The 23,864-nt window shown below is 45.2% G+C and carries 19 protein-coding genes and 2 riboswitches; of the genes, 2 read left to right on the top strand and 17 right to left on the bottom strand.

The window, feature by feature from the left end; all coding sequences use genetic code 11:
- Positions 1 to 25: 25 nt before the first annotated feature.
- The 11 genes from SALPA_RS25620 to SALPA_RS25570 form a co-directional block, all read right to left on the bottom strand.
- Positions 26 to 799 carry a carbon-nitrogen hydrolase family protein gene (locus SALPA_RS25620; protein WP_145100751.1) on the bottom strand — a complete coding sequence of 258 codons (774 nt, stop codon included), beginning with the start codon at positions 797 to 799 and terminating at the stop codon, positions 26 to 28.
- Positions 768 to 1,838 (bottom strand): radical SAM/SPASM domain-containing protein, encoded by a 1,071-nt coding sequence (locus tag SALPA_RS25615; RefSeq protein ID WP_222428118.1) that lies wholly within the window; start codon positions 1,836 to 1,838, stop codon positions 768 to 770. Before SALPA_RS25615 ends, SALPA_RS25620 begins: the two co-directional genes overlap by 32 nt.
- Positions 1,839 to 1,852: 14 nt before the next feature.
- On the bottom strand, positions 1,853 to 5,569 hold the full coding sequence (gene cobN, locus SALPA_RS25610) for a cobaltochelatase subunit CobN (protein WP_145100745.1): 3,717 nt from the start codon (positions 5,567 to 5,569) through the stop codon (positions 1,853 to 1,855).
- A gap of 118 nt (positions 5,570 to 5,687) precedes the next feature.
- Positions 5,688 to 6,686 carry a sugar phosphate isomerase/epimerase gene (locus tag SALPA_RS25605; protein ID WP_145100741.1) on the bottom strand — a complete coding sequence of 333 codons (999 nt, stop codon included), beginning with the start codon at positions 6,684 to 6,686 and terminating at the stop codon, positions 5,688 to 5,690.
- A 79-nt stretch (positions 6,687 to 6,765) separates the two neighbouring features.
- Positions 6,766 to 6,966 carry a hypothetical protein gene (locus tag SALPA_RS25600; RefSeq protein ID WP_145100738.1) on the bottom strand — a complete coding sequence of 67 codons (201 nt, stop codon included), beginning with the start codon at positions 6,964 to 6,966 and terminating at the stop codon, positions 6,766 to 6,768.
- 104 nt (positions 6,967 to 7,070) lie between these two features.
- The gene (locus SALPA_RS25595; RefSeq protein ID WP_145100735.1) at positions 7,071 to 8,495 is read right to left on the bottom strand and encodes a PQQ-binding-like beta-propeller repeat protein; all 1,425 of its coding nucleotides are present in this window, start codon (positions 8,493 to 8,495) and stop codon (positions 7,071 to 7,073) included.
- A 4-nt stretch (positions 8,496 to 8,499) separates the two neighbouring features.
- Positions 8,500 to 9,387 (bottom strand): energy-coupling factor transporter transmembrane protein EcfT, encoded by an 888-nt coding sequence (locus SALPA_RS25590; RefSeq protein ID WP_145100731.1) that lies wholly within the window; start codon positions 9,385 to 9,387, stop codon positions 8,500 to 8,502.
- Entirely contained in the window at positions 9,335 to 11,059 is a 1,725-nt protein-coding gene (locus SALPA_RS25585) for an ABC transporter ATP-binding protein (RefSeq protein WP_145100728.1), read from the bottom strand. The genes SALPA_RS25590 and SALPA_RS25585 overlap by 53 nt, the downstream gene beginning before the upstream one ends.
- A 4-nt stretch (positions 11,060 to 11,063) precedes the next feature.
- Entirely contained in the window at positions 11,064 to 12,707 is a 1,644-nt protein-coding gene (locus tag SALPA_RS25580; protein WP_145100725.1) for a hypothetical protein, read from the bottom strand.
- A 318-nt stretch (positions 12,708 to 13,025) separates the two neighbouring features.
- Positions 13,026 to 13,207: riboswitch (cobalamin riboswitch) on the bottom strand.
- 24 nt (positions 13,208 to 13,231) lie between these two features.
- A complete protein-coding gene (locus SALPA_RS25575) occupies positions 13,232 to 14,182 on the bottom strand; it encodes a sirohydrochlorin cobaltochelatase (protein WP_255451357.1) in 951 nt (316 codons plus the stop codon).
- 464 nt (positions 14,183 to 14,646) lie between these two features.
- A riboswitch (cobalamin riboswitch) is annotated at positions 14,647 to 14,828 on the bottom strand.
- A gap of 58 nt (positions 14,829 to 14,886) precedes the next feature.
- Positions 14,887 to 16,308, bottom strand: a complete 1,422-nt coding sequence (locus SALPA_RS25570) for a PIG-L deacetylase family protein (protein WP_222428117.1) — start codon at positions 16,306 to 16,308, stop codon at positions 14,887 to 14,889.
- 176 nt (positions 16,309 to 16,484) lie between these two features.
- Between SALPA_RS25570 and SALPA_RS25565 the strand changes: the two genes are divergently transcribed.
- Complete coding sequence (locus tag SALPA_RS25565; RefSeq protein WP_145100720.1) at positions 16,485 to 17,162, top strand: N-acetylmuramoyl-L-alanine amidase; 678 nt, start codon at positions 16,485 to 16,487, stop codon at positions 17,160 to 17,162.
- 78 nt (positions 17,163 to 17,240) lie between these two features.
- Positions 17,241 to 17,972, top strand: coding sequence for a polysaccharide deacetylase family protein (locus SALPA_RS25560; RefSeq protein ID WP_145100717.1), 732 nt, complete (start codon positions 17,241 to 17,243; stop codon positions 17,970 to 17,972).
- 91 nt (positions 17,973 to 18,063) lie between these two features.
- On the opposite strand, the gene SALPA_RS25555 is transcribed toward SALPA_RS25560, so the two are convergent.
- From SALPA_RS25555 to SALPA_RS25530, 6 genes are all read right to left on the bottom strand, one after another.
- On the bottom strand, positions 18,064 to 19,656 hold the full coding sequence (locus SALPA_RS25555) for a glycosyltransferase family 39 protein (protein ID WP_255451356.1): 1,593 nt from the start codon (positions 19,654 to 19,656) through the stop codon (positions 18,064 to 18,066).
- A complete protein-coding gene (locus SALPA_RS25550) occupies positions 19,653 to 20,618 on the bottom strand; it encodes a glycosyltransferase family 2 protein (protein ID WP_145100714.1) in 966 nt (321 codons plus the stop codon). The genes SALPA_RS25555 and SALPA_RS25550 overlap by 4 nt, the downstream gene beginning before the upstream one ends.
- 213 nt (positions 20,619 to 20,831) lie before the next feature.
- On the bottom strand, positions 20,832 to 21,578 hold the full coding sequence (locus SALPA_RS25545; RefSeq protein ID WP_145100711.1) for a Fic family protein: 747 nt from the start codon (positions 21,576 to 21,578) through the stop codon (positions 20,832 to 20,834).
- Between the two features lie 43 nt (positions 21,579 to 21,621).
- Positions 21,622 to 22,125 carry a GNAT family N-acetyltransferase gene (locus tag SALPA_RS25540; RefSeq protein ID WP_145100709.1) on the bottom strand — a complete coding sequence of 168 codons (504 nt, stop codon included), beginning with the start codon at positions 22,123 to 22,125 and terminating at the stop codon, positions 21,622 to 21,624.
- Between the two features lie 6 nt (positions 22,126 to 22,131).
- Positions 22,132 to 22,743 carry a viroplasmin family protein gene (locus tag SALPA_RS25535; RefSeq protein WP_145100706.1) on the bottom strand — a complete coding sequence of 204 codons (612 nt, stop codon included), beginning with the start codon at positions 22,741 to 22,743 and terminating at the stop codon, positions 22,132 to 22,134.
- Positions 22,744 to 22,823: 80 nt separating this feature from the next.
- A complete protein-coding gene (locus tag SALPA_RS25530; RefSeq protein WP_145100703.1) occupies positions 22,824 to 23,837 on the bottom strand; it encodes a hypothetical protein in 1,014 nt (337 codons plus the stop codon).
- Positions 23,838 to 23,864: the final 27 nt, after the last annotated feature.

Genomic DNA, 23,864 nt, shown 5'->3' with positions numbered 1-23,864 from the left:
CAAAAGCTCAATATTTCCACCCTCTTTACAGTGTTAAGACAGCAAATTCATTTACCCAGGCGCATTGCTTTTTAAAATCCCATTCAAATAAGAGTACGGCAGGCTCACCACTATATTCCAGTTGCATTTCGCCGTCGACGACGACAGCGCTCTGGGCGTGAGTAAAGTCCAGCCGTTCCTGCTTGCCTGTCTGATTGCACACCCACAGTGCCCGTTTGCTGACAGCCGAAGCCTTTTTCCAGGCGTTTTCCGGCGGACCGCCGCAGCCATTGGGCGGCCAGGCAGCAGGCACGACAATGATGTCGGCACCTTTGTCAGCCAGCGCAACGGCATTCTCTTCATACCAGGAATCGGCACAGATTAAGATGCCTGCCTTCCTGTCACCGCATATAATTGGTTCCAGCTGTTCGCCTTTATCTGCCCAGCCTTCTGACACACCGCCATGAGCCTGTTTTTTCCGGTGACGGCCCAGTATGCTGCCATCAGGACCGATAACCAGACAACTATTATAATGCTTGCTGCTTTCCTCATCCTGCTCGGCACAGCAGAGAAATACAGTTACCTGCTTCTCGGCGGCCAGCTTTTGAATCGGTTCCACCGCTATTGATGGCTGAATAGGTACCTCAATAGGTGTGGTCTCTCGTTCACAAGCAAAGAAATATCCTTGCACCGCTGTCTCTGGCGTAACAATCCAGCTGGCGCCCACTTCCGCCGCTAACCGGATGCCCTGGCTTAGAATTTCCAGGTTGCGGCTCTCTGGTCCGCCGCTAACATCTACATGCAGTAACGCAACTTTCATACCCTATTCTCCCCTGTCCCTGATGTTCTAAGTACCATTCTATCGCTACCTGTTTTAACGCACATTCAGCGGCATACCCCTGCTTGCCGCAATTGGCTCCATACCAACGGGCAAAGCATGCGCCGCCGCACAAAGAAAACGAGGGGCATTTCATGCAAAAGCTCATTCCGTCTTGAATCAAAGCTGCCACTTTGCGCTGTTTGACTGTATCCAATCCTGTTGTCACATGCCCTAAAGAGAAATCCGGATTGCCTGCCAGCGAAGCGCAGGCATACAAGCTGCCTTGGGCATCAACAAAGGCAGCTTCGCCGTTCATGGCATGGCAGTGAGCAAAGCCCTGCATTTGGCTGTTAGCCAGTGCAGCTACTCGCTCGACCTGGGAAAATAGCATAGATTTCCCTGTCTGTCTAGCCAAGCGTTCAGCTGTCTGAAGCGCTTCCTTTACGCCCTGCCACACGGCTTCAGATGAAGGCGCCGCCATCTCGCCGCCCCGCCCTTGGGCGCGTAACAGGTCAAACCCAATCCGCCGGATATTACCCAAGTAATAGGCCATTTCCACAATGCCGCTCAGCTTAGCTGCATTTTCATTGGTTACAACAGCGGTTATCCCTGCAGCAATGCCCTGTGCTGCCAATTGACCTGCGCCATTCAGAATCTGCCAACAGGTTCCCTTGCCATCAGGCAGACAGCGCTGCCTGTCATTACTATCCGGCCGCCCGTCCAGGCTGATCCCAATACCCACCTGACCAGCTTTCAGGGCAGCCGCTCTTTCCTTAGTCATGAGTGAGGCGTTGGTCTGCAGCTGTATAATGGCAGGCAGACCGTTCTCTCTTACATAGCGGATAACCTCCTGCATTACAGGAAAGTTTAGTAACGGTTCGCCACCACTAAACTGCACTACAAAGGCCTGCCCAGCTGCCGCTGCCAGTTCTACGGCAGCAATGGCAGTAGCAGCGTTCATGCTTTCTGCCGGATGTTCATGAGCATAACAATACTTGCAGGCAAAATTGCATTGTCCGGTCAAACTCAATATCAACATTTTTACCATAACGCTTACCTGTCACTCCGTTCTTCCAGTTCACCGTCAATATCCAGATAGATTTGCTGTAATTCTTGTTTGGTCCTCACGTCGGCCTGCCACAAGCCGCGCTGCTCGGCCTCTAAGAGTTTTTCGGCAATCCGCTGCAGCGCCCAGGGATTGACAGCCTGCATCCACTCCCGCATGTCCTGGTCGATAGCATATTTTTCTGCCAGGCACTGGTACATCCAGTTTTTCATTACAGCACTGGTGGCATCCCATTCATAGCAATGAGCCACCACCGCCGCCAAGTCGGACGCGCCTTTGTAACCGTGCTGCTTCATACCTTCAATATACTTGGGATTCATCGTCTCCCCACGAAACAGCCGTTTAAACTCTTCATCCAAACTCCGCAGCCTGACTTGCTGGCGGTTGGAGCTGTCGCCACAGTACGAGCGCGGCGCCGCGCCTTTTAGGCTGCGGACAGCAGCAATCATGCCGCCATGGTAGGAGTTGAAATCATCTGAATTGAGCATATGTACTTCCCGGTTATCTTCATTTTTTACAGTAACATCCAGGCTGGCCAGGCGATGGCTAAACAACTCAGGCACAAAGGCGCCGCTGCTCTTAGCACCATAAGCATGGGCGCCCCAGCGTATATATACCTTAGCCAGGTCGTCGATTGTCTCCCAATTCTTTTCCTCCAGCAGATGGCTGACACCGGCGCCATAGCTGCCTGGCGGGCAGCCAAATACCCGGTAGCAGGCCTGTTCCCAGGCAGCAGGCGTCGCTATGCCTTGCTCTGTTAGCCGCTCTGAATCTGCCAGCACATGCTTGCGAATATAGTTAACTTCACTGCTTTCTTCCAGATTAGTCACAAGACTGACGGCCTTATCCAACCATTTTACCGGCATAGGCATGGTGTCGCGGAACAAGCCGCCAATACGGGCGGTCACGTCAATCCGTGGCCGTTTGAGTTCTGCCAGTGGAATAACCGCTAAATCAACCACCCGCTGACTACCCCGCTGCCATACTGGACGCACACCTAAGAAATACAGAAATTCAGCAATACACTGCCCATGGCTGCGCATGTTGGAGCCGCTCCAGAAAATCATGCCAATGTTTTCCGGGTAATGGCCTTCGTCGGCAATATAGCGCTCAATCACACTATCCCCCAAGGTCTGACCCAGCTCCCAGGCAGCCGGAGTTGGCAGGATACGGGGATCAACTCCATAGAAATTACGGCCTGTCGGCAAAATATCGGCCATGCCGCTGGTAGGTGCACCTGCCGGACCGGGTTCAACAAACCGGTCTTCTAAGGCGGCCAGCAAATTAGTGATTTCCTGCTCGGTCTTACTTAAATTAGGAATAAGTGTCTGGCAAATATACCGTGCCGTTTGCCGCAGCTGCTCTTTAAGCTCAGAACTGGTTCCGACCGCCCAGGGCAACCCGGCCACCAACTCGGCCCCGGCCAGCGCAAAGTCATGGTCATACAGCCAGACAACGACGTCCCGGCACTGCTGGCCAATTTCGTCAATCAATACGCCACAGGTTTTGCTGCCGTCGGGCAAGAGCTTACCGCTCTGAGCCAACAGTTCATGGTAATCGCAGCCATGGATGGCAGCTATTGTTTCCGTGAGAGACGGCGTTTCTCCATTAGCCAGTCGGGTTAAGGCCAACAAGTATTCTAGCAGCGTATCGCCTGCGGGCGGACAGCCAAGAACATGCAATCCTACCCGGATTTGCATATTTTTTATATCGGTAATATAGCCGTGCAGCCGCTGAATATAATCGGCAAAGACTTCGTTCACTGCCTGGCCCATATCATCCTGCAGATTGGCTTCCACAACCTTTTTTTTAATCAGCTTAGCAACTACTTCGGTATTTTCCGGCTGATTCTGGGCAAAATGACAGTATTCATCCAGCAGCTTTTCCAGCTCTGCCAATTGATCATAAGTTCCGGACTGACTCACAGGCGACGGCAAATGCCCAATCATACAGGCTGCACCGCGCCGTTTGGCCTGTATGCCTTCACCAACAATGGTAATAAGATACGGATATACATTAGGTAAATCACCAATAGCCAAATCCGGATAGCAGGTGTTCGATAACCCTGCCCCTTTGCCAGGCAGCCACTCCAGCGTGCCATGGGTACCAACATGCACAACAGCGTCAGCCTGCCAGATATCGCGAATCCAGTGATAATACGCCAGATAATGATGGGTGGGGGCACAGTCCGGTGAATGATACAGCTTGCCAGGGTCTTCACCAAAGCCGCGTGGCGGCTGTACAGTAATGAAAATATTGCCGTTTAGCATACCGGGTACTACTAATTTTCCCGCATAGTTAAATACAGCACCAGGCGGTTCACCCCAGTCCTTACTGAGCTGTGCTTGCGTCCCTGGTTCAAGTAAGTCGAACCACTGGCGATACTGCTCACTTGTCACCTTACCAGATGCTTGTTCCACCATCGCCTCCGACAAAAAACGGCGGTCGTTGGTGGCAGCGTACAGCAAACTATCCATAAGCGCCCGGCTATCCGGAGGAATGCTATCCACTTGATAGCCCCGCTCAGCCATGCATTCTAAGAGCAGCCTGATGCTGGCTGGTGAGTCCAGGCCCTGAGCACTGCCAATGTGCGAGTTAGCAGCCGGATAATTATGAAAAATAATAGCAATTTTCTTTTCGCTATTGGCTTTACGCCGCAGGTTGGCCCATTTGGCAGCTTTAGCGGCCACGCGGTTGATTCGCTCCGGTATTGTCTGATATTTTGTTGTGCCATCAGGCATTGGCTCTTTCCCGGCTATGGGTACAGCGTGAATAGTCCCGTCAAATTCAGGCATGGCAACACTGCAGGAAATTTCTACCGGCGTTAGTCCTTCGATGCTCTTCTGCCACATTTCCCGCGACCGGAGCAGTACATACGCCTGCAATACCGGCACACCCAGCTTATGCAGAAATTGGGGATCAACAGGCCTGCCCACTGTAAGGGAAAACTTGAAGGTATTAATCAACACATCAATAGCTGGCACACCCTGGTTATAAAAAAAGTTGGTTACAGCAACATCAACCCCTGGCGCATTAAGCTCAGTATTACGCGCCCAATGACTAAAGACAGCAATGACGTTAAGCCCTTGGGCTTCGATGGCCATAATAAGCTCGCTCTGGTAGGTCAAATCTGACCATACCCATTCATCCCGGGGAAAAAGGATGCCAATAGTAGCCTGTTCCGGTTTACAAAATAGCTGCCGGTATACTTTAGCATCTGTAAAAAATTTGTCAGACCGCGGATGGAAAATACCATTCCACGCTAGTTTACGCGGCGGTTGGTATGCACAAGCGTGCTGACAATAGCGGTTAGCAAGCCATAACCAAAGGTTGCGGTAGTTGTCCAGCCCGCTATAGGATAAATAGCTGCGGATAATACTTCGTTCCTCCGGCGTTACCCCGCTAAGCGCATCCTCTGGCTGCATTTCGGTCGCCAGCATAGTGTGCGTGATTTTATTTTTTCTTAAAAAAGCAACGGCTTTTTTAAGAAAATGCGTATCCCTTCCCATTCCCATCCAGGAAAAGAGCACAAGATCACTAGCAGCAAACCTTTTTTTCCATTCTGTTCCCCATACCAGGCTGTCATTCAGAAAAAGGACACTGCCTTCCTCAGGAAGATTCTTCTCTGCTATTACTTGCTGTCTGGCTTTTTCGAGCATGACAATTTGCCGGTCAATATTGGACATAAACAATATGCGGCCCATGCTTGCCACTCCCCCCACTTTTTTCACCATCTAATCTCTCTTCATATCGCAGTCACAGTCTTTGCCAATTTATCCGCATCCTGCATAATGAACCTGCCCGCGCTAACAGTCAGATTTATTATTTATTTTTGATACTGACTCCTTGTCGCCGCCGGTCGGCCGGACTGAGCAATGCCTCCTGCTGGCGCCGGATTTTCCGCTCCCAGTCACTTACTGATTCCATTCGGAAATGATGCACCAACACCTCTGGTTTCACAGCGTAGATAATGCGCTTGACAGCCGGCACCCGAAAGGACCGCTGTTCGTCGATACGCAGCCGATGTGCCAAGCGTTCCAGTGTTCCATGACTGTACCCGTCTCCTTGCTGTTGCTGGCGCTGTACATATTCTCCTGATAACGAGCAACTTAAGTGCAAGCCCCGGATATACCGCCGATACGACCCCAGTTTGTTCAGTACTGCCAGAATATAATCCACACCCTCAACCTCAGTCTTTAGATTTTGGTTGGTATTCATCAGGTGTCCCGTGTCCAGCATGAAACCAACATTGGGATGTTTTACCCCGCGAATTAGTTTGGCCGCTATTTTCTTATCCAGCAGTCTCAGGCCCGGCCACCACTGGTTTACAAACAAGAGCGCCATATTGTCCGGGATATGGGGTGCCAGTTCATTAATGATCTCAATAGCGGCAGTAACAACTTCGTCGTCGGTGGCGCCAAACTGCCACGTATAGATTTCCCAGGGCTTAACCTCGCTGATCGGAAAGACGAGATACCTGGCTCCTGCTGCCCGGGCGGTGGTAATCTGCTGCCGGCAGCCTTCCAGCCATTCGTCCCGGGTCAAGCCACCATAGTAGGTTTTAATTCCCGCTTTGCTGCCGAATTGAGCCAGCAGTATCTGCAGGTCCTGCCGCCAGAAAGCCAGCCAGGAATCACCCATTGAGAAGTGAGCTCCCTGAATCCATTGTGAGGGCAACAACTTAGGGTTCCCGCAACTGTCAAGGTATATTTCGATGCCGGCGAGCTGACGACGCATTAGCAAGGGTTCCAGCCAGTCCAACTGAGCATAGCTGAACTCCTGGTTGCTGCCCCAGTTCGACAGGCTAATTAACTGCCGCATAGTTTTTTTCTCCTTTCGAAAAAGTTTTTGCCGTAACTAATTTTCTTTAGAATAAAATACGTTTGTTATAGTTTGTCAGTTAAATTTTTTCCCTTTTGCACTTGGCTCCAAATTCCACATAACTTTCAAGGACATCAATAACCAATTGTTCTTTCGAAATGCCAGTGTCAGTTGGTGTATCACTCTCCATGGCATCGCTGATGATCTGCTTAATCTGATAAGGATAATAGCCGCAATCCAAAAGCTTTTGAGTTAGCTGTTCAATTTTTTGGTGTTTCAAAAAAATCCACCCCCTAAACTGCTCTGTCCAAAGTGACACTATTTACTAGTCAGTTCTGCCCGGGAACTTATTCCCATTTTTGCAAGCAGGTTTCTTATGTGATTTCACAGTTTTTTTTGGGTCAACAAGGTTAGCTTATACTCCCCGATAACCTGGCCATCATCTAATTGCAGGGGCGCTTCTATTCCAGCTGCATACTGTCCATCCGCGCTGATAGCGGCAGCAACACACGGGCCGCCGCTGGTCGCTGCGTAATCAACCAGGTGGGTTTCCGGTATTGTAACAATATACAAACCATGCACTGACGGATCTTTGGAACGTACATTCCTGCCGATTGCTAAGGCTGCTAACGTATTGCCTGCTGCAATTTCCTCAATCATGCCGCCAAATTTATAGTTATTCATTAGCTTGCCTTGTAAATCAAACACAAACAAGCTGTTGGAATTAGGATGTTCTACCGGGGTTGGCAGTTGCCAATTGGCGCGGTTGTAGGTATTACCGGTTGTAAATACAGCATATTCACCCAACAATTGACTGTAGTTACCGGTGGCGTTGATATATACGCCGCCGATTTTTTGCGGTTGGCTGATACTGCGCCGCCACACTTCCTGCCCCTGCTCACTGTCAAATAAAAAGCACCGACCGTCGCTGGCAATACCGGTGATATACCGCCCATCGGGGGTAATATCAGTACTTGTGCGCATGGTAACATTCTGATAGGGTGATACTACGTCAATATACTTACTCCACAACACGGTCTTCAGCTGGCCGTCCAGACAATAGATATTCTGATCATACTTGTATTTCGCCACATCAAAATTAGCCGTAGCAAAGGCAGCCTTATCACCTGCTGCAGCTACACTTATCCAGCTTACCCAAGAGTCCAGATTGTGATTGCCAGGGAAAGTTCCCACCTGTTCTCCGGCAGGCGTAAATTTATAAATACGGCCAGCATACTCGTTGTGCCCATCAGCATGCTTGATATACCGCTGGGCAACAGCGTAAATCATACCTGCTGCATCTGTCCGGATGGCCACTATGCCGGGATAGGTTTTTTCCTTAATATTGACACCCAGTTCATTTACACTGGATTGGCGCCATAACTCACTACCGTCCTTAACACTTAAACTAAATATCCAGCCCTGCTGGCTGGTTTCGCCAACAAGCACCGACTGCCCATCTGACGAAAACTCCAGCGCCGCCAGCTTTCCTAAGCCCATATTTTTACGCCAGACAAGGCTTCCTTTGGTAGTATAGAGCAACACTTCCCCTGTTTCCGATCCAACTGCCAGAAATTTGCTGTCAGGGGAAAAGCGGATAAACCCTTTATTAAAGCCCATTCGCTGGTAGTTATATACCTCAATTTGTCCTAAGACAGTTTCCATTACTTTGCCATAAGCGCCGGTCTGTGTACCACTTTGTTTGCTTGAAAAGCTCATATGGCTGTTCATGCCAAAAATATGTGCAGCTAGTAATCCCAGCGTACCAATAAATAAGAGGGTAATCCCTGTCGTGATAAACTTTTGCATCACCTTACAGCCACACTTTCATCAAATCATATACCCCCCGCCAGGAGGACACATAGTAAAGTCCGTTAAATTGCAGTGCATCCATGATTTTTAAGAGTATTAGACCACACACAGTCAGTAGCATGGTATGACAAAAAAAACGTTCCTGGTGTGACCATACTGGTAATGCTGCCTGCGGTGTTTCCCGGCCAAAACCGCGACTTTCGACAGAAGAAGCCAACGTCGCCGCCCGGCGCAGCGTCCGTGCTAAAATAGGAAACAATGTTTGAAAAGCCGTTTGAATCAGGCGCTGGGGTGATAGTGCTCTAAAGGGGTTAAATCCTCTAAGGCGCTGCGCTGTCAGTACAATACCAGTCTCTTGAAAGATGACAGGCAAAAACCTGAGGCCAGTTAGCACCATAAAACCTAATTCATAAGGCAGCTTCCAGGACAACAAACTGCGCAGCAGTTGCCGCGGGTCAGAAGTCCAGTTAATTAATAAACCCAGGGTTAGCATCGTGCCTGAACGCAGCGCTTGCACAGCACCGTATTCCAGACCCTCCCGGTAGATATATACTCCGCCGGTCAATGCGCCAATACCCGGTGTAGCCGGCGCCAGCAGGCAAGCAATAATGGTTCGCGGTTCTCTGCTGTAAAATAGGGCCTGGCTTGTCATTGATCCCCAGATGCCAAGCAGGATAAAGACCATAAGTATGCGCCATCGGCCAGGGGATGACCGGGCAATAACATGCAGGCTAAGAGCCAGACCAAATAGCAGAAATAGCGAACGCGGGCTGTCTACAATCAGCACCACAACTGCCAGCAGGAGTAATAACACCATTTTAGTACGGACATCAATCTTATGAAGCAGGGTTTTCCCCGGTGTAGCTTCCCATACATGTCTGTCGTACATACCCTACCACCTCCTCTACGGTAAGTGCTGTACCACTGTACAAAGCCTGGGCGGTAAGCAGGACTGCAGGCGGTTTAAGTCCGCTGGCCTTCAGTATCGCCTGCTGCTGAAAAATGGCAATGGGCGCATCATCAGCCACAATTTTTCCCTGGTGCATAACGACAATGCGATCTGCAAACCGTGCTGCCACTTCCGTATCATGGGTACAAAAAACAATACTGCCACCTTGGCTGGTATATTCCTTGAGCAGCAACGCAATATCTTCAATATGTCCAATATCCTGGCCTGTTGTCGGCTCATCCAAGAGCAGGACAGGCGGCCTGCTGGACAGTACGGCGGCAATGGCCACCCTGAGCCGCTGCCCCCGGCTTAATGCTAACGGAAAATCTTCTTCCAAGCCGCTTAATCCCAGCTTATCTACCAGCAGCTGGCAATACCCTGTCCAACCATAAGCATCTCCTTTATGCTGCTGCTGTAAGCTAAAACCAATTTCCTCCCGTACGGTGCTATTAAATAGCATGAAATCCGGGTTTTGTAAAACCATGCCAACTGCCGGCGACACCGCTGTAAGCTCTTGCCCCAATACCGTTATTGATCCTGCTGTTGGTCTGAATAAACCGCCAATCAAGTGCAGCAAAGTGGACTTACCCGCCCCATTACTCCCCATAAGAGCAACAAATTGCCCAGGAAAAAGTGTTAGGTCAACCTCTTTGAGTACCAAATTCATCGGCTTATCATAGTAAAAAGATAGCCTCCGGACTGTAGCAGCTGGTAGCTTTGACCGCAACTCCTCCAGTCTGCCCGGTGCTGTCGCAGCCGCTATCACCTCATAGTGAGGAACAGTATAGCATTGCCGAATGGCTGCCACAGCCTCGCTGACCTTGGCCGAACTCACCGCAACTCCTAATTGGTGACAGATGGTAACAGGTTGCGGCAACCGGAGGCCATAGGCTGCGAACAGTTCCTGGCGGCCATAGGCCGCCTCACATTTTCCCTGCCAAATGAGCTTGCCGGCATCCATAATGGCAACCTTGTGACATAAGGGCAATACCTCATGCAACCGGTGCTCAACAATGATAATGGTAATTCCCAGATTAGCATTCAGCTGTTTTAAGACCGACAATAACTCCACCGCTCCCTGCGGGTCAAGCTGGCTAATGGGTTCATCCAGGGCCAATACCAGTGGTTCAGCTGCCAGTACAGCCGCCACTGCTAATCGCTGCTTTTGTCCGCCTGACAAAGCATGTACACTGGCTTCAGCCTTATCTAAAAGCCCTACCAGTTGCAGCGCTTCCTTGACCTGTGGCTCAATTTTGGCCAATGGCATTCCCATATTTTCCAGTACAAAGGCTGCTTCATCAAACACTGTAGTTGAAAAAATCTGATCATCCGGGTTTTGAAATACCATACCCACCGTACGGCTCATCTCAGCCACAGCAAAATCACGCGTAGACCGGCCAGCGACAAAGATTTCTCCTGCCAGTTTGCCGCCGCTTTCATGAGGAATCAAGCCATTGATCATCTTTAGCAACGTACTTTTACCACAACCTGTTGCTCCGGTCAGCAGCAAGAAGTCTCCGGGCAAAACCTGAAGACTGACATTGTTTACACTGGGAGTACTGCGATGCTTGTAGGTAAATGAAACATTACAAAACTGTACCATACTGTCCATCCTGTCAATCCCCTCCCACTCTGGCTAATCGTTTGCCTAAGGCTGTGCCACAGGCCGCTCCGATAACTGTATAGATAAATCCGTTAACAAGCAAAACCAAAGCAATATACCAAGCAGCATAATACATGCGATACAAAAACGCCATCGCCTGCAACCCTACATATGTAGAAATAGTATCAGCCACGCCGCAGCTAATAGCCAAAAGCACGATTTTGCCCCAGGGTATGCTTTCATCTTCCTGTTTTTGCAACCAATCATACATCCCGCTGCTGTAAATCAAGAGCTCCAGCAATAGCGCATGCATACCATAGGTCAGTAAACTAATGGGTGAAATTTGCCCAAAAGCCAGCATGCCTAAGAGCATACGCACAAGAGTCATAAGTGCCACTACACCTGGCCGGGGAATTAAGATAACCAGTGCCACCACCAGCATATAGAGAAATACACCACTAAACAGGCCAGTAAGCAAAAAGCCGAACGGCCCCAACAGAATGTGGAAAAAATCATTTAGCAAGGTAGATGGTACATTGACTACCGCAAACGCAGCCGCACCAAACAAGGCGATAGTTACCAGCCAGCGTGTTTTCAACACCGTCAGCACTTGCCGCAAACGACTAAGTACCACAAACAGACCTGCCAGTACCATAAGCGTTGCTATACTGACCACTACCAGCGCCTTGCTGTCTTTTTTTATAACAGTAAACGGCATTTCACATACCAACGGCGGCTTTATTCCGTCTTGTAGCTCTGCCTGGAGAATGTAAGTGCCACCAGTCAAATCACGCTCATCTGCATACACCGGTATCTGCAGACGTTGCCAGGAGTCACCATTTAAGGCCGTAAAGGCTTCTAAATAATTCTTTTGACTATCCAGCGCGCCACCATTTACATCTTCACTGGTCGCGCCAGGAGTAAACAAGCCGTTCACCGGCTGATGACTGGCTGCATCCAACAGACGAACGGTAACAACAGCCAGCTTCTGTATTCCGGATGGATTTACAATATCCACTCCCAAATGCGTTACCGGATGAATGGCTTCAATTTCCTGATTAGAGGCGCCTTTGTCGGACAACACATTTTTGTAATAGTCCCATTGCCGGTCTCGCAGCACTAAGACGCTGCGGCCCATACGGTCATCTGTTTTGCCGTCTTTATCCAAAGGTAAAACAATACCTGCTATGGTCACAGGCGTGGCAGCATCACCAGTTCCCGCACCTACGTTAATTGGCACCTGCTGCGTAATTTCTCCGGCTGTAACAGCAGCTGTATACTTACCAGGCGGCAGCTCTGATGCCACTTGAAAGGACAGCAGGTCATACCACTGGCTGTAACCGCCTGCCAGCAGTTGCTGTCTTGTTAGAACATAATGGTCTGTTTGCTCTTTTATCTCCCAATTCTCCTGAGAAGCAGCAGGCTTAAAACCTGTTGGCAGGGTGATTGTCACGACTATCGTTTTAGCGGTTGAATCACGGTTTTCAATACTAAACAGCGCTGCTGTTTGCGCACCAGATGTCACAGAATCTCTGACTTTTCCGAGATAATAGGGAATTTGGCAGGAAAAAGACAGGTCATCCTGGGCCTGACCAGTAATTGTCAGCAATACTAACAGCACTGTCACTAAAACGGTCAGTGTTTTTTTGCTGGGCAAATGCTTTCCCCCTTTTTTAGCGATAAAAAAATGCAGCCCCTGTATTTTCTAAGGGATGCATTTTTTTATTTTATCGTCGTATAAGCAGCCTCCTTGTATAAAATCTATTATTTATGTCATAGCAGAATTGAAAAAAGAAAGGGTCAATATTGATGACCCGCGCCAACGGCGCAAAGTTCTTAAGGAGCGTAAAGAAAAATGGCCTAAAATATTAAAACTCCTGACCGTGAAAAGTCAGGAGTAATAACCAGTAAGCGAGTTAAGCTAGGTACACTTTGAAAGTGCCTACTGAATCCCCTCCCCATACCTCGTGGGTAACACGGTGATTGTCAGATAGGCAGTTCTCCTGACTTCGGATCTTGGCTTGCTTAAACCTTCCCAGGAAATACATCCCAGTGGCATATCTTAAGCTTGCTCCCCGTTACAGTGGCGGGACCGTGCCGGCATTAAACCGGTCTTCCCTATTAAGCCCTTAAGGCACCTATCTCAAATATATTTAATTTTCTTTTATAAAAAAGTTGTGTCTAATTAATAACCGGAATGGCCGGACGATCTTTGCTTCTTTCGATATAAGCTCCTGTAATAGCATCTTTTACATGCTGTACATAGATATTCTGAATGCCAACATTTTCACCGAGTCCATGAATATAGGTTTCTACCTTGAATCCAGCGGCGATCAACTGCGATTTAAAGGATTCTTTATCGTCACCAGCCATATCGTTATTTGCATGATCACCGGCAACCAACATAATTGGCATTAAAGTAACTTTTTTAATTTTATTGTCTTTTAATTCCTTAATCACATTTTCAATGGTAGGATAACCCTCTACTGTAAATACAAAAACATTTTTTAAACCCGCATCCTGAATTTTCATTTGAAGGGCTGCATAGGCTGCGTTAGAAGGATTTACGCCGCCATGACCCATTAGGGCAATTGCTTCACCTCTTCCTAATTTAGGAAATTGAGTTTGCATTGCTTTAATGGCCATCAAATAATCATCCGGTTTTTCCCCCTCTTGTCCTGTGTAGTACAGGAGCGGGCGACCAACGGAAATTTTATCAAAGGATTTCTTATAATTGTCAACTACATGCATAAGTTTTGCATATTCATCACCAGCTTCCATATGCAGCGGCTGAATAATAATTTCTTTATAACCATCGGCTTTCAATTTATCAAGTGCCTGTTTTTCTGTATCAAAGTGCAATCCATCACGATCAGCTAATCGTTTAATAATAATACGAGAGGTAAATGCATGGCGAACTTCATAATCGGGGAAAGCAGCTTTAATTTTGTCTTCAACCGCTTCTGTTGTAATTTTACGCGTATCAGCAAAAGTAGTGCCAAAACTTACAACCAAAATTGCTTTTTTCCCTGCTGTTGCTTCGGCAGCATAGGTTTTTTGTCCAATAGTAAGGACCCCAAAACATACTGTCATCAAAAATAAGGTCATCATAATCCAAATGCTTTTTTTCAAAATTCTTCACTCCTTATTTAGTACAAATATTTAATGGAAATTTACAGAGAACTCAATTCACCTCCATATTTTCGTGAATAATAAGTGAACTCGTTTCAGCATAGCTGAAACATTGGGGATTCAGCTGGAGAGTCTACTCCACCTGAATTAACGCCGCCTATAGAGGCGGGAGTCTTGACTTGTACCCAAGATAAACTTACCGCTTGCGTTATTTGGTTTTATTTATATCATGGCAGAATTGTAAAAAGTAAGGGTCAAAATGACCCGCGCAAAAAAGCGCAATGTTCAAAAGGAGTGTAGAAAAGAAAAATGGCATTAAATATTAAAACTCTCAACCGCTAAAAGTTGAGAGTAATAAACAGTAGAGTACATACAAAACTCCTGGCGTATAAAACCAGGAGTAAATTAACTCAGAACGCCAAAAGCGCCTACTGTAATCTCCTCCCCATACCTCGTGGGTAACAAACGGTGATTGTCAGATAGGCAGTTCTCCTGACTTCGGATCGTTACTTGCTTAAACCTTCCCAAGACTATTATCCCAGTGGCATATCTTAAGCTTGCTCCCCGTTACAGTGGCGGGACCGCGCCGGCATTTAACCGGACTTCCCTATTAAGCCCTTAAGGCACCTATCTCGTGCATATTTAGTTTTTTACTATGTGAATAGGATATCATTCCTGGAAACCGTTGTCAAGCCTTAATTAGTTTATAGTGAGCTTGGTGCATTTGCCGCATATTTTATCTGAATCTGTTGCCAAGCCGTATGATCAATAGTTACCCCAAAGCGGTCCTTTGTCAATATTTGAATAAGAAAGTAATCTGGCAGCTCCTGATCAGCAAATGGAACTTTAATAATCACATCGTCGTTTAACCGCTTTATATTTTCTTGATCAGTACTATTCGTGCTAAAAGAAAAGGTTCTTTTAGCACGAGTAAGCGTACCGTTATTTAACTGAAAACTGACAATAAGCACTTGATATTGCTTATGATGCTCTGAGAAACCCGGTATGTAAAATCGAAACCATAAAGATGTATCCTGAACCACGCAGGCAAGTGCTTCTACCCTTGCTTTACGTGCTAAAGCGCCTAGGGCACTTACACTTTTCGGATACACTAGCAGCGGTTGTTGGTTCACCCAGTTAGTAATCTCTGCTAGTTCTAAATGGGAAGTCTGAGATACAACAACAGGAATATCAACTTCTTCAAACAATTCATTTCTCCGGATAAAACTACGCAGCAGGCTAGACATAATTGGAACGCGTAATTGGCTCACATATTCATTAAGCGCAGTTTCTTTGATTGACTCCTGTTCTGAAGTTAATGCATAAACCTGCCATTGCCGACTGTAACTATAAAGCGGCTTTGGCGGCAGTAGCGCTGCGTCCGGACTATACCCATGAGGAATTGGAAAGTCGCCACGATGAACGAGATATGCATATAACTTTGGCTTTGACAATATGCCATTATTGACGACTTTGGTAACAACAGCAGAGATGAAACTCCAAGTCGCTGCATGATCAGGATGTTCGTCGGCTGGGTGTGGCAAAAAAATTACGTTAGGCTTAAACTCACGTAGAATTGTTTCCAGGTCATCCATTACGGCTTCTCCGGCATAAGGAGTATTAGGCCGATAGCTGTTGCTGTACGGGGAGTGATCTTTACCAGTATACCGGGATTTATAAGGCTGGTTTTTATCCCAATATTCTGTCCAAAGAGCCCGAAGACCTCTGTCAGGGTAGCCGAGAAAAGCAATTTGGTTTTCATCCACCCCCAACCGGTGTAAGGCTCGTAGCAACTCATTCTGACGGACGTATCCAGATTGAATGTAGTCATCCCGGGTAAGGAAAATCTGATGAATTTGCTCCTCAACCGCAAACGTAAAGCCGTCGCCATTGGTCATTGTAACGACCATGACTTGTCCGCCCGCTCTTATTACTTCCTGGATAGTCCCCGCACAACCTAAAACTTCATCATCGCAGTGAGGCGCTATAACAAGCATTCTAGTCTGATCCGGGATGAGTGAAATCGAGGGCAGAGCTACGCTTACTTCAGGTTTCTCCTGGTAGTAAAAATAAATTTGATAGATACCGAAAAACAAAAGCCCAATGCATGCAACAATCCCACTCAACCAATATATGTATCGCAAAATTATAGCAATCCTTTCGAACAATAGTTACTATTTTCATTTCGTCTTGCATATAGTTAGCATCAAATTAAATACCTAAGGATGTTATGCGGCACCTTAATTTGCAACGTATATTATTTGCTACTCTATAAAATAGTTGACCTATAGGGGGTGGTTTCATGTGGATTTTATGTCTTAATAAACGTTATTGTATTGTACTTTTACTACCTATTATTTTTTTATTAAGCAGTATCTATGCCTATAATTCTACCCATACTTTAACAGGCAAAGTTATTGTTGTTGATGCAGGTCACGGCGGAATTGACCCTGGTGCAAATCGACCAAACGTACTTGAAAAAGACATTAATTTGGCTGTAGCACTACAGCTTAAGGAGATGTTAAACAAGTATGGTGCCAAAGTTGTATTGTCTCGTCAGACAGACGTTGAATTGAGTACCGAATGCGATAATGAAAAAGTTCGTGGGCGCTACCATCGCGATTTAGCAGCGCGAGTGGAAATGGTTGAAGAATCAGATGCAGACTTGTTTATTAGCATTCATGCCAATGCCGTCCCTAATGCTAAACAGCATGGCGCTGAAGTTTTTTACTATAAGAAATCTGAAAGTAGCAAAACATTGGCTGAAGCGATACAAAGTGAACTCTGTATCGTTACCCAAGCAAAACATACTGTTAAAACTGCTGATTACTTTGTGTTGCGTCGTAACAAAATCCCGGCAGCCCTCATTGAAGTAGGCTTTATTACAAATATGCACGAACGTGAGTTATTGCAGACCCCGGAATATCAGCTTAAGCTTGCTGAGGCAATCGCTAAAGGGATTTACAATTATTGTCAGTGAACTTATTCAGCATAGCTGAAATATCGGCGGGAGCCTTAACTCGCCGCAAAAGATAAAAACAGAAAGGGTGACTATTCAATGAGAAGACATCATTTTTGTTTATACTTTTTAGCTTTCTCGTTAGCTATAGCTGGTTTAACACAACAATATACGTCGGATGACACCCAGGTAATTTCCAGAGTCCACACTAATCAGAAGGTGGTAGCCCTTACAATAGATGATGGGCCTCATAATAAAGTAACACCAGATATTTTAACCATTCTTCGAGAAAAAAATGTCAAAGTTACTTTTTTTGTACTCGGAACCAACGCCAAAGATTTTCCTGGTATTGTAGCTCAAGAAGTAGCTGACAATCATGAGATAGGTGTGCACACATATAGCCATGCCTCATTACCTAACTTAAGCCGGCAAAAGGTTGATGAGGAATTCAATAAGGCAGAGGAAGTAATTCAATCAATAGCTCCTAAACCGAACTTATTTAGACCCCCTGGGGGAGCATATAACCAACAAATAATTGAGGCTGCACGCCAAAAAGGCTATACCGTGATCCTTTGGTCAGTTGATCCTAAAGATTGGAGTTGTCCACCTGCAGAAAAAGTCGTTGATAGAGTATTGAATGCGGTCCAGCCCGGCAGCATTATCCTACTTCATGATGGGCAGTACCCAATACCTACACCCAAAGCACTGGGTACTATAATTGATCGTCTTCGTGAACGTGGGTTCGAATTTGTGACTGTAAGTGAGTTGCTGCAATACAATGAAACGCGTTCTTCTCTAAATTTGTTTAACAAACGTGAACTCGTTCAGTAAAGCTAAACATCGGGGGTTCAGGTGGAGTAAACTCCACTTGAACCCCCGATGTTTCTGCTTTGCTTAAACGAGTTCATGCAATTTCACATAGTTAATTGTTACCCTTATGGGCTAATAAGATTTTATCGTTATTAGTAGCCAGAACTATGACTTTATCTTGTAAAGCGGCTGGTAGTTGTCGATACTCTGTATCTTTGACAATAAAGAAAGCAGCTGTGTTTTCACCCAGCAATGTGGTAAGCGCCTCATCTCCGCTTATCTCTTTGCCTGGAATACCGCTATAAAACATGAACCCAGGCCGGAAACTTTTTTTTACATATACTTGACTTTGCCCGTCATAGTACTGATTGAAATCCTCAATAAAGGGCTTCATGGAAAATACAGGCGTTATAACAGGCAGTAACTGAGTCACCAAATATGTCGAAAAAAACAACATAGCAACAACATTGACAGCAAATACCGAACGGAAATCCTGTCGAACACTTAACCACCACACCAAAATATTTGCTACGGCAAACACTACCGCTGTTACCATACCCGGAAAATATAAACCAGACATTACCGCTTTACCTGCATAAAGTAGTCCGGCTTCGAGTATAAGGGCGACAACCGTTAGTATTGTGGCTGACGATTTTAATACAGAAAATCGCTTTTCAGACCATGCTTTGTCAAAATACCACCCCACCACCAGCGCCAGCGGCGGATACATCGGTAAAATATAAGAAACCAATTTTGTTTGCGACAAGGTAAAAAAGCCAAACACAGTTGCCGCCCAGATAACTAGAAATACAAGCTGGTGCTGATTAGCTCCCTTATCCTTCAGTGCAGCATAGACAGCTTGCACCATAAATGCTATCCAAGGAAAAAAGCCAACTAATATAACAGGAATATAGTAATACCAGAGACTCCCGGCTGGATGCTCCGGTTGTAAAAAACGCGTTATGTTGTGAAAACCCAGGAATGTTTCAATAAAGGCCATTCCATGGTAATGGTACATTAATAGATACCAAGGTAACGCAATAACAAGAAATAACATTGTTCCACTCAGCAATTTCATGCGTTTAATTAATGGCCATTTCCCAACAGCTAGTAAATACAATCCTGGTATTGCGCCACAAAAGATGATTCCAATTGGTCCCTTGGTGACAACAGCGAAAGCGGCGCAACCATAAAAAAGATAATACTTACCATGCAAAAAAGCAAGCAACGCTGCTGTCAGAAAAAAAGTCAACGTAACATCGGTAACAGCGGCCTTGCTTAAATAGAAGTATTCCAGGCTTGTTGCCAATATTAATCCGGCTAATAGGCCCGCACGTTCACCAAACAGCTTACGCCCTGACAAATAGACCAATACAGCTCCCGCTGTTGCCAACAAAGCGGATGGAAATCTGGCTGCAAATTCCCCTTTGCCAAAAATTTCAAACGCACCAGCAACCAGCCAATAGTACATCGGCGGCTTATCATACCAAAACTCCCCATATATCCGTGGGGAAATAAAATCATGAAATTGCAGCATTTCACGGGCGGTTTCCGCGTATACCGGTTCATCAGGGTCTAGCAGCGGTAAGCTACCCAAATAAGCGAATGTAATGACGCCGGCAACACATAAAAGTAATACTATATTGAGCCACACTCTTCTTTTAGTCATATAACTAGTAGCCTTCACTTTCTCAGCGTAACTCATGCTACCGTTTCCTGTTTTTTAGTTCTTACTTCTACACTGCTTTTTAGTTCATCGCTTATCCAATATAAGGGACGCTCTTTTACTTCCTCGAAAATCCGGCCAATATATTCACCGATGATACCCAGCCCTACAAGCTGAAGTCCGCCTAGCAGCAGCACACTGGCCGCAATCGTAGCCCAGCCGGGAACCGCCTCTGTAGTAAACAATTTAGTATAGACTACGTCAACTGTTAAAAATAAGCTCAATAGGCCAGATAGTAAGCCCATATAAAATGCCAAACGCAATGGTAATTTTGAATAAGCAGTAATACCATCAAGCGCGAAATTCAGCATTTTCTTTAAAGAAAACTTAGATTTGCCGGCAAAACGCTGGGGAGCTACAAATTCGATCTGTATCCGTCGATAGCCCATGGCACCAATAATGCCTCTAATAAACCTTGCCTTTTCTTTAAAATTTTTAAAAGTATCTACTACTTTTCGATCAAGCAGCCTGAAGTCTGATCCACCTTCAGCCATATCAATATTTGACATGGCATTAATGGTTCGATAAAACATTCTGGAGGTAAACCCTTTAAACCAGGAAACACCTTGCGTATCCTTACGAATCGTCTGAACAACCTCAAAACCATTTTCCCATTTTTTAATTAAAAGTGGCAGCATTGCCGGCGGATGTTGCATATCGCCATCCATAGTAATAACAGCGTCACCGCGCGCATGATCAAGACCGCAAGTCAATGCTACTTGATGGCCAAAATTGCGAGCCAAAATAATCGCACAGACCCGGGTATCTTGTTGGGTTAGTTTCTTTAAAATAAGAGTAGTTTCATCACTCGAACCGTCATCAACAAAAATCAACTCAAATGGATAACCGGTAGCCTCCATATGCTTACAAACTTCTTGATAAAATACTGACACATTTTCCTGCTCATTATATACAGGCACAACAATTGAAATATATTTCATCGTATTTTCCCTCACAATCGTATATGCGAATAATAATACTGCTTATTTCTTAGTAATTATAGCAATTGATTCTGAAAACAAAATGAAAAGCTGCGCAAATGTTTTGAGACGCTGTATTAGTTTAATTTTTGACATAAAAATGCTCCCCTTTACGGTAGTAGGTATTTATAATTTAACCTGTCTACCTTTAGGGGGAGCATATCATCTAGTAATTTATGGTAAATGTAATAGTCGAATGTAATCATGTTGAGCTTGTAGAACCTGTTCTGCAATATATTTACTAAAAGCTTTGTAATTTGTTCGACTATTTTCTAACGCTTGATTGTATTCATGCTTAAATGCAACTGGAATTATCACAGGTGGATATCCTCTGGAAAGAAGAGCATGATTCATAATCAAACGTGCAGTACGGCCATTTCCATCCTCAAAGGGGTGAATGAATATAAAATCCTTATGAATAGTAGCGGCATATTCAACCGGGTGCAGCTTTTCTCTTTTTTCTGGCAATGCCTTTACAAATTCTTGCATACATGACGGTACTTCCTGATAACGGGGCAGTTTATCATTATGTTGTGATCCTGTAATTACTACCTCTATCTGGCGGTATTGACCAGCAGCGGCACCATCTTTGGGCTGGAAACATATTTGGTGCAGTTCTTTTATATCCGCTTCTGTAATATCTATTTTTTGGGCTAACCACCAAATATAGTCGAAGGCCCTAGCATGGCCAATTGCTTCGAGGTGATCTTTAAGCGGTTTACCGCCAATCGTTATTCCATCTTCAATAACTACTTTAGTCTCTGCTTCTGTAAGCGTATTTCCCTCAATTGCATTTGATGAGTATGTAAGGCCAATTTTGAAGTACTCTTTTAAATTTTTTACTCGTGTTTGGTCTAAAGGCCGGGCCTGATTGATACGTTCTTGATTCTGGTTTATCTGTTTTAAAGTTTGTTCTAGCAACTACAATCCCCCCAGTTCCCAATATACGTTTCTTCGGTGAGAACTAATCCTTACTTGCACTTTGAACAATTTGTTTTTCACCGTTCTTCTCAAAATATTTATAAAACTGCATACCAATCTTCTCAGCAACTTTTTGTGATGGAATATTCCGTGTTGTGGTATATGAAAATATTTCCGGATAATGTAAAACTCTAAATGCATATTCCTTACAGGCAAGAGCAGCTTCTGTTGCAAATCCCCGATTACAATATTCCTTAATAATATGAAAACCAATCTCTGGTACAGTCTCATCGCCAATGTTTTGCATTGTTATGCCACAATCTCCAATAAATACCTCGCCTTCTTTTAAAATTACAGCCCATAATCCGTGGTTATAATTTTTATAATTTTCAATATTCCATTGAATCCACTTTTCTACCTTTTCTTCACTAAACGGATTGGGATAGAATTCCATTGATTCAGGATTAGAAAGGACTTTCATTAATTCTTTTTTATCATCAATTAGCAGTTCCCTCAGATACAATCTTTCTGTCTCAACTATTTTCAACCTTAATCACTGCTTTCTTAATGCCTCTCCCGCAAGCTTGTCTGCTAATTCATTACCAGCAATACCAGAATGTCCGGCGACCTTATTAAACCTAACCCAGCTTAGATAAGGGCGAATAAAGGCAGAATATGCGGCTGTAATCTTATTATTGGTTTTCCATTTACCTGTAGCCCATTCAGATATACCTATGTAATCATGGTGAATTGTGATTGAGCCAATATCCTGTGTTTCAGCCCATTTTATTGCTTCAATAGTAGCTTCCAGCTCGCCGGCAATATTGTGGATAGCAACTGCTTCTGCGTTCTGACCTACGCCACTGGCTGTATGGATTACCTGCGAGCCATTGAACACAGCAAACCCCCAACTATAGCGCTTGTTGTGATAGCTGCCATCAACATATATATCATAGTACTCACCTGCCGGTCTTTCATCTTGATTACTTACTAGCGGTGTGCCTGGAGCATTGCCGCTTACATAGTCTTTAGCTTCCGCTTCAGTAGGGAAGCTCTTAAACAATGCTCCAGAGTATCCGGTCACTTGTTTTTGGCACTCTGCCCATGTTTTATATATGCCAGGTTGTTTGCCCACTTTTACCGCATAAAATTTCTTTGGTGCCATAGTTCCTCCTTGTTTTTAACCATATAACCTAATGCTATGTTATCATGTTATATCAGTAAATTCACTATGAATTTTGAATTCTAAAAGCAAATATCAAGTTTATCAAGCACATGTTGAATTTTATTGAACATTGTAGCTCGTTCTGAGCCGGCAAATAATAGCCCGATGGCATAATTATCATTTGTTAGCACCAACGAGCCGCTATCACCAGGCATACTCATGGGACCGGCTAATATCTGGTCAGTAAATATGCCATATTTTTGATTACTCATACTGACTTTTACAGTTAAATTTGTTGCCACTACCAGGCCGGAAGTTACCCCGGTTGTCCGGCCGCTTTTTTTTATGGGCATGCCTAAGGTTGCTTCTTTTACGCCAGCTACCAAACCAATTTCTAATATCTCTGCACTAATATCTGTTGGATTTATTGGCGCTGCGACGGCACAGTCTACAAAATTAAGTTTTTCGCTTTCCCGCAATACCCGAACTTGATATTTGGGCTGAAAAAGATGAATGCATTTATTAAGCACCATTTCAAAGGTTTGAGCAATTTTACAGCGTGGAAAAGCAATTTCATTATATAGTGGCACAAATTTCGCCAGATGTGCAATCGTGCTGGTCTCTAAGTTACCCCCATCATATATCCCGGGTTGAATAATAGGATCGCCAATACTAGCACGTGCATCGCTGCCGTTGGTTATATTTGCTAATACATGATTGTTAGATAATAGTAGGAGTTCGCCGGTATTTTTATCTTTAACAACTGCCCCGAACGTTCCAGCTGAAATCTTATAATGCCCAAGACTCATTCCCGGCTGAGCTGGGCGATTAAAATCTAATCTTTCTTTTAGCAGTCTAATATCTCCAACTTCGATTATGTCTGTTGCTATGTTAGCTATTGTTTTTGGTATTACCTCGCTACGCTGTAACTCTGATATACGATACTTTTTTTTGACAAGTATTGTTAACGTTTCTTTTTTCGTATTTTCACCGCGAACATATTTATGACCTTGCCCAACCCCAACTATATTATTGGCAAGGTTATCCTTTTTTACTAGTTCATAAAAGATTCCAGGTATATCCACTATGTTCATATCTTCTCCCCCTTCGGTGCTTCCCTA

Source organism: Sporomusa sp. KB1 (genome assembly GCF_007830295.1).
Classification (GTDB): domain Bacteria; phylum Bacillota; class Negativicutes; order Sporomusales; family Sporomusaceae; genus Sporomusa.
This window is presented reverse-complemented; position numbering and strand designations above follow the sequence as displayed.

Excerpts from the sequence above, each read along its gene's own strand:
- SALPA_RS25620 (WP_145100751.1), bottom strand. The coding sequence starts at position 799 with ATGAAAGTTGCGTTACTGCATGTAGATGTTAGCGGCGGACCAGAGAGC.
- SALPA_RS25615 (WP_222428118.1), bottom strand. The coding sequence starts at position 1,838 with ATGTTGATATTGAGTTTGACCGGACAATGCAATTTTGCCTGCAAGTAT.
- cobN (WP_145100745.1), bottom strand. The coding sequence starts at position 5,569 with ATGGGCCGCATATTGTTTATGTCCAATATTGACCGGCAAATTGTCATG.
- SALPA_RS25605 (WP_145100741.1), bottom strand. The coding sequence starts at position 6,686 with ATGCGGCAGTTAATTAGCCTGTCGAACTGGGGCAGCAACCAGGAGTTC.
- SALPA_RS25595 (WP_145100735.1), bottom strand. The coding sequence starts at position 8,495 with ATGCAAAAGTTTATCACGACAGGGATTACCCTCTTATTTATTGGTACG.
- SALPA_RS25590 (WP_145100731.1), bottom strand. The coding sequence starts at position 9,387 with ATGTACGACAGACATGTATGGGAAGCTACACCGGGGAAAACCCTGCTT.
- SALPA_RS25585 (WP_145100728.1), bottom strand. The coding sequence starts at position 11,059 with ATGGACAGTATGGTACAGTTTTGTAATGTTTCATTTACCTACAAGCAT.
- SALPA_RS25565 (WP_145100720.1), top strand. The coding sequence starts at position 16,485 with ATGTGGATTTTATGTCTTAATAAACGTTATTGTATTGTACTTTTACTA.
- SALPA_RS25560 (WP_145100717.1), top strand. The coding sequence starts at position 17,241 with ATGAGAAGACATCATTTTTGTTTATACTTTTTAGCTTTCTCGTTAGCT.
- SALPA_RS25555 (WP_255451356.1), bottom strand. The coding sequence starts at position 19,656 with ATGAGTTACGCTGAGAAAGTGAAGGCTACTAGTTATATGACTAAAAGA.
- SALPA_RS25550 (WP_145100714.1), bottom strand. The coding sequence starts at position 20,618 with ATGAAATATATTTCAATTGTTGTGCCTGTATATAATGAGCAGGAAAAT.
- SALPA_RS25535 (WP_145100706.1), bottom strand. The coding sequence starts at position 22,743 with ATGGCACCAAAGAAATTTTATGCGGTAAAAGTGGGCAAACAACCTGGC.
- SALPA_RS25530 (WP_145100703.1), bottom strand. The coding sequence starts at position 23,837 with ATGAACATAGTGGATATACCTGGAATCTTTTATGAACTAGTAAAAAAG.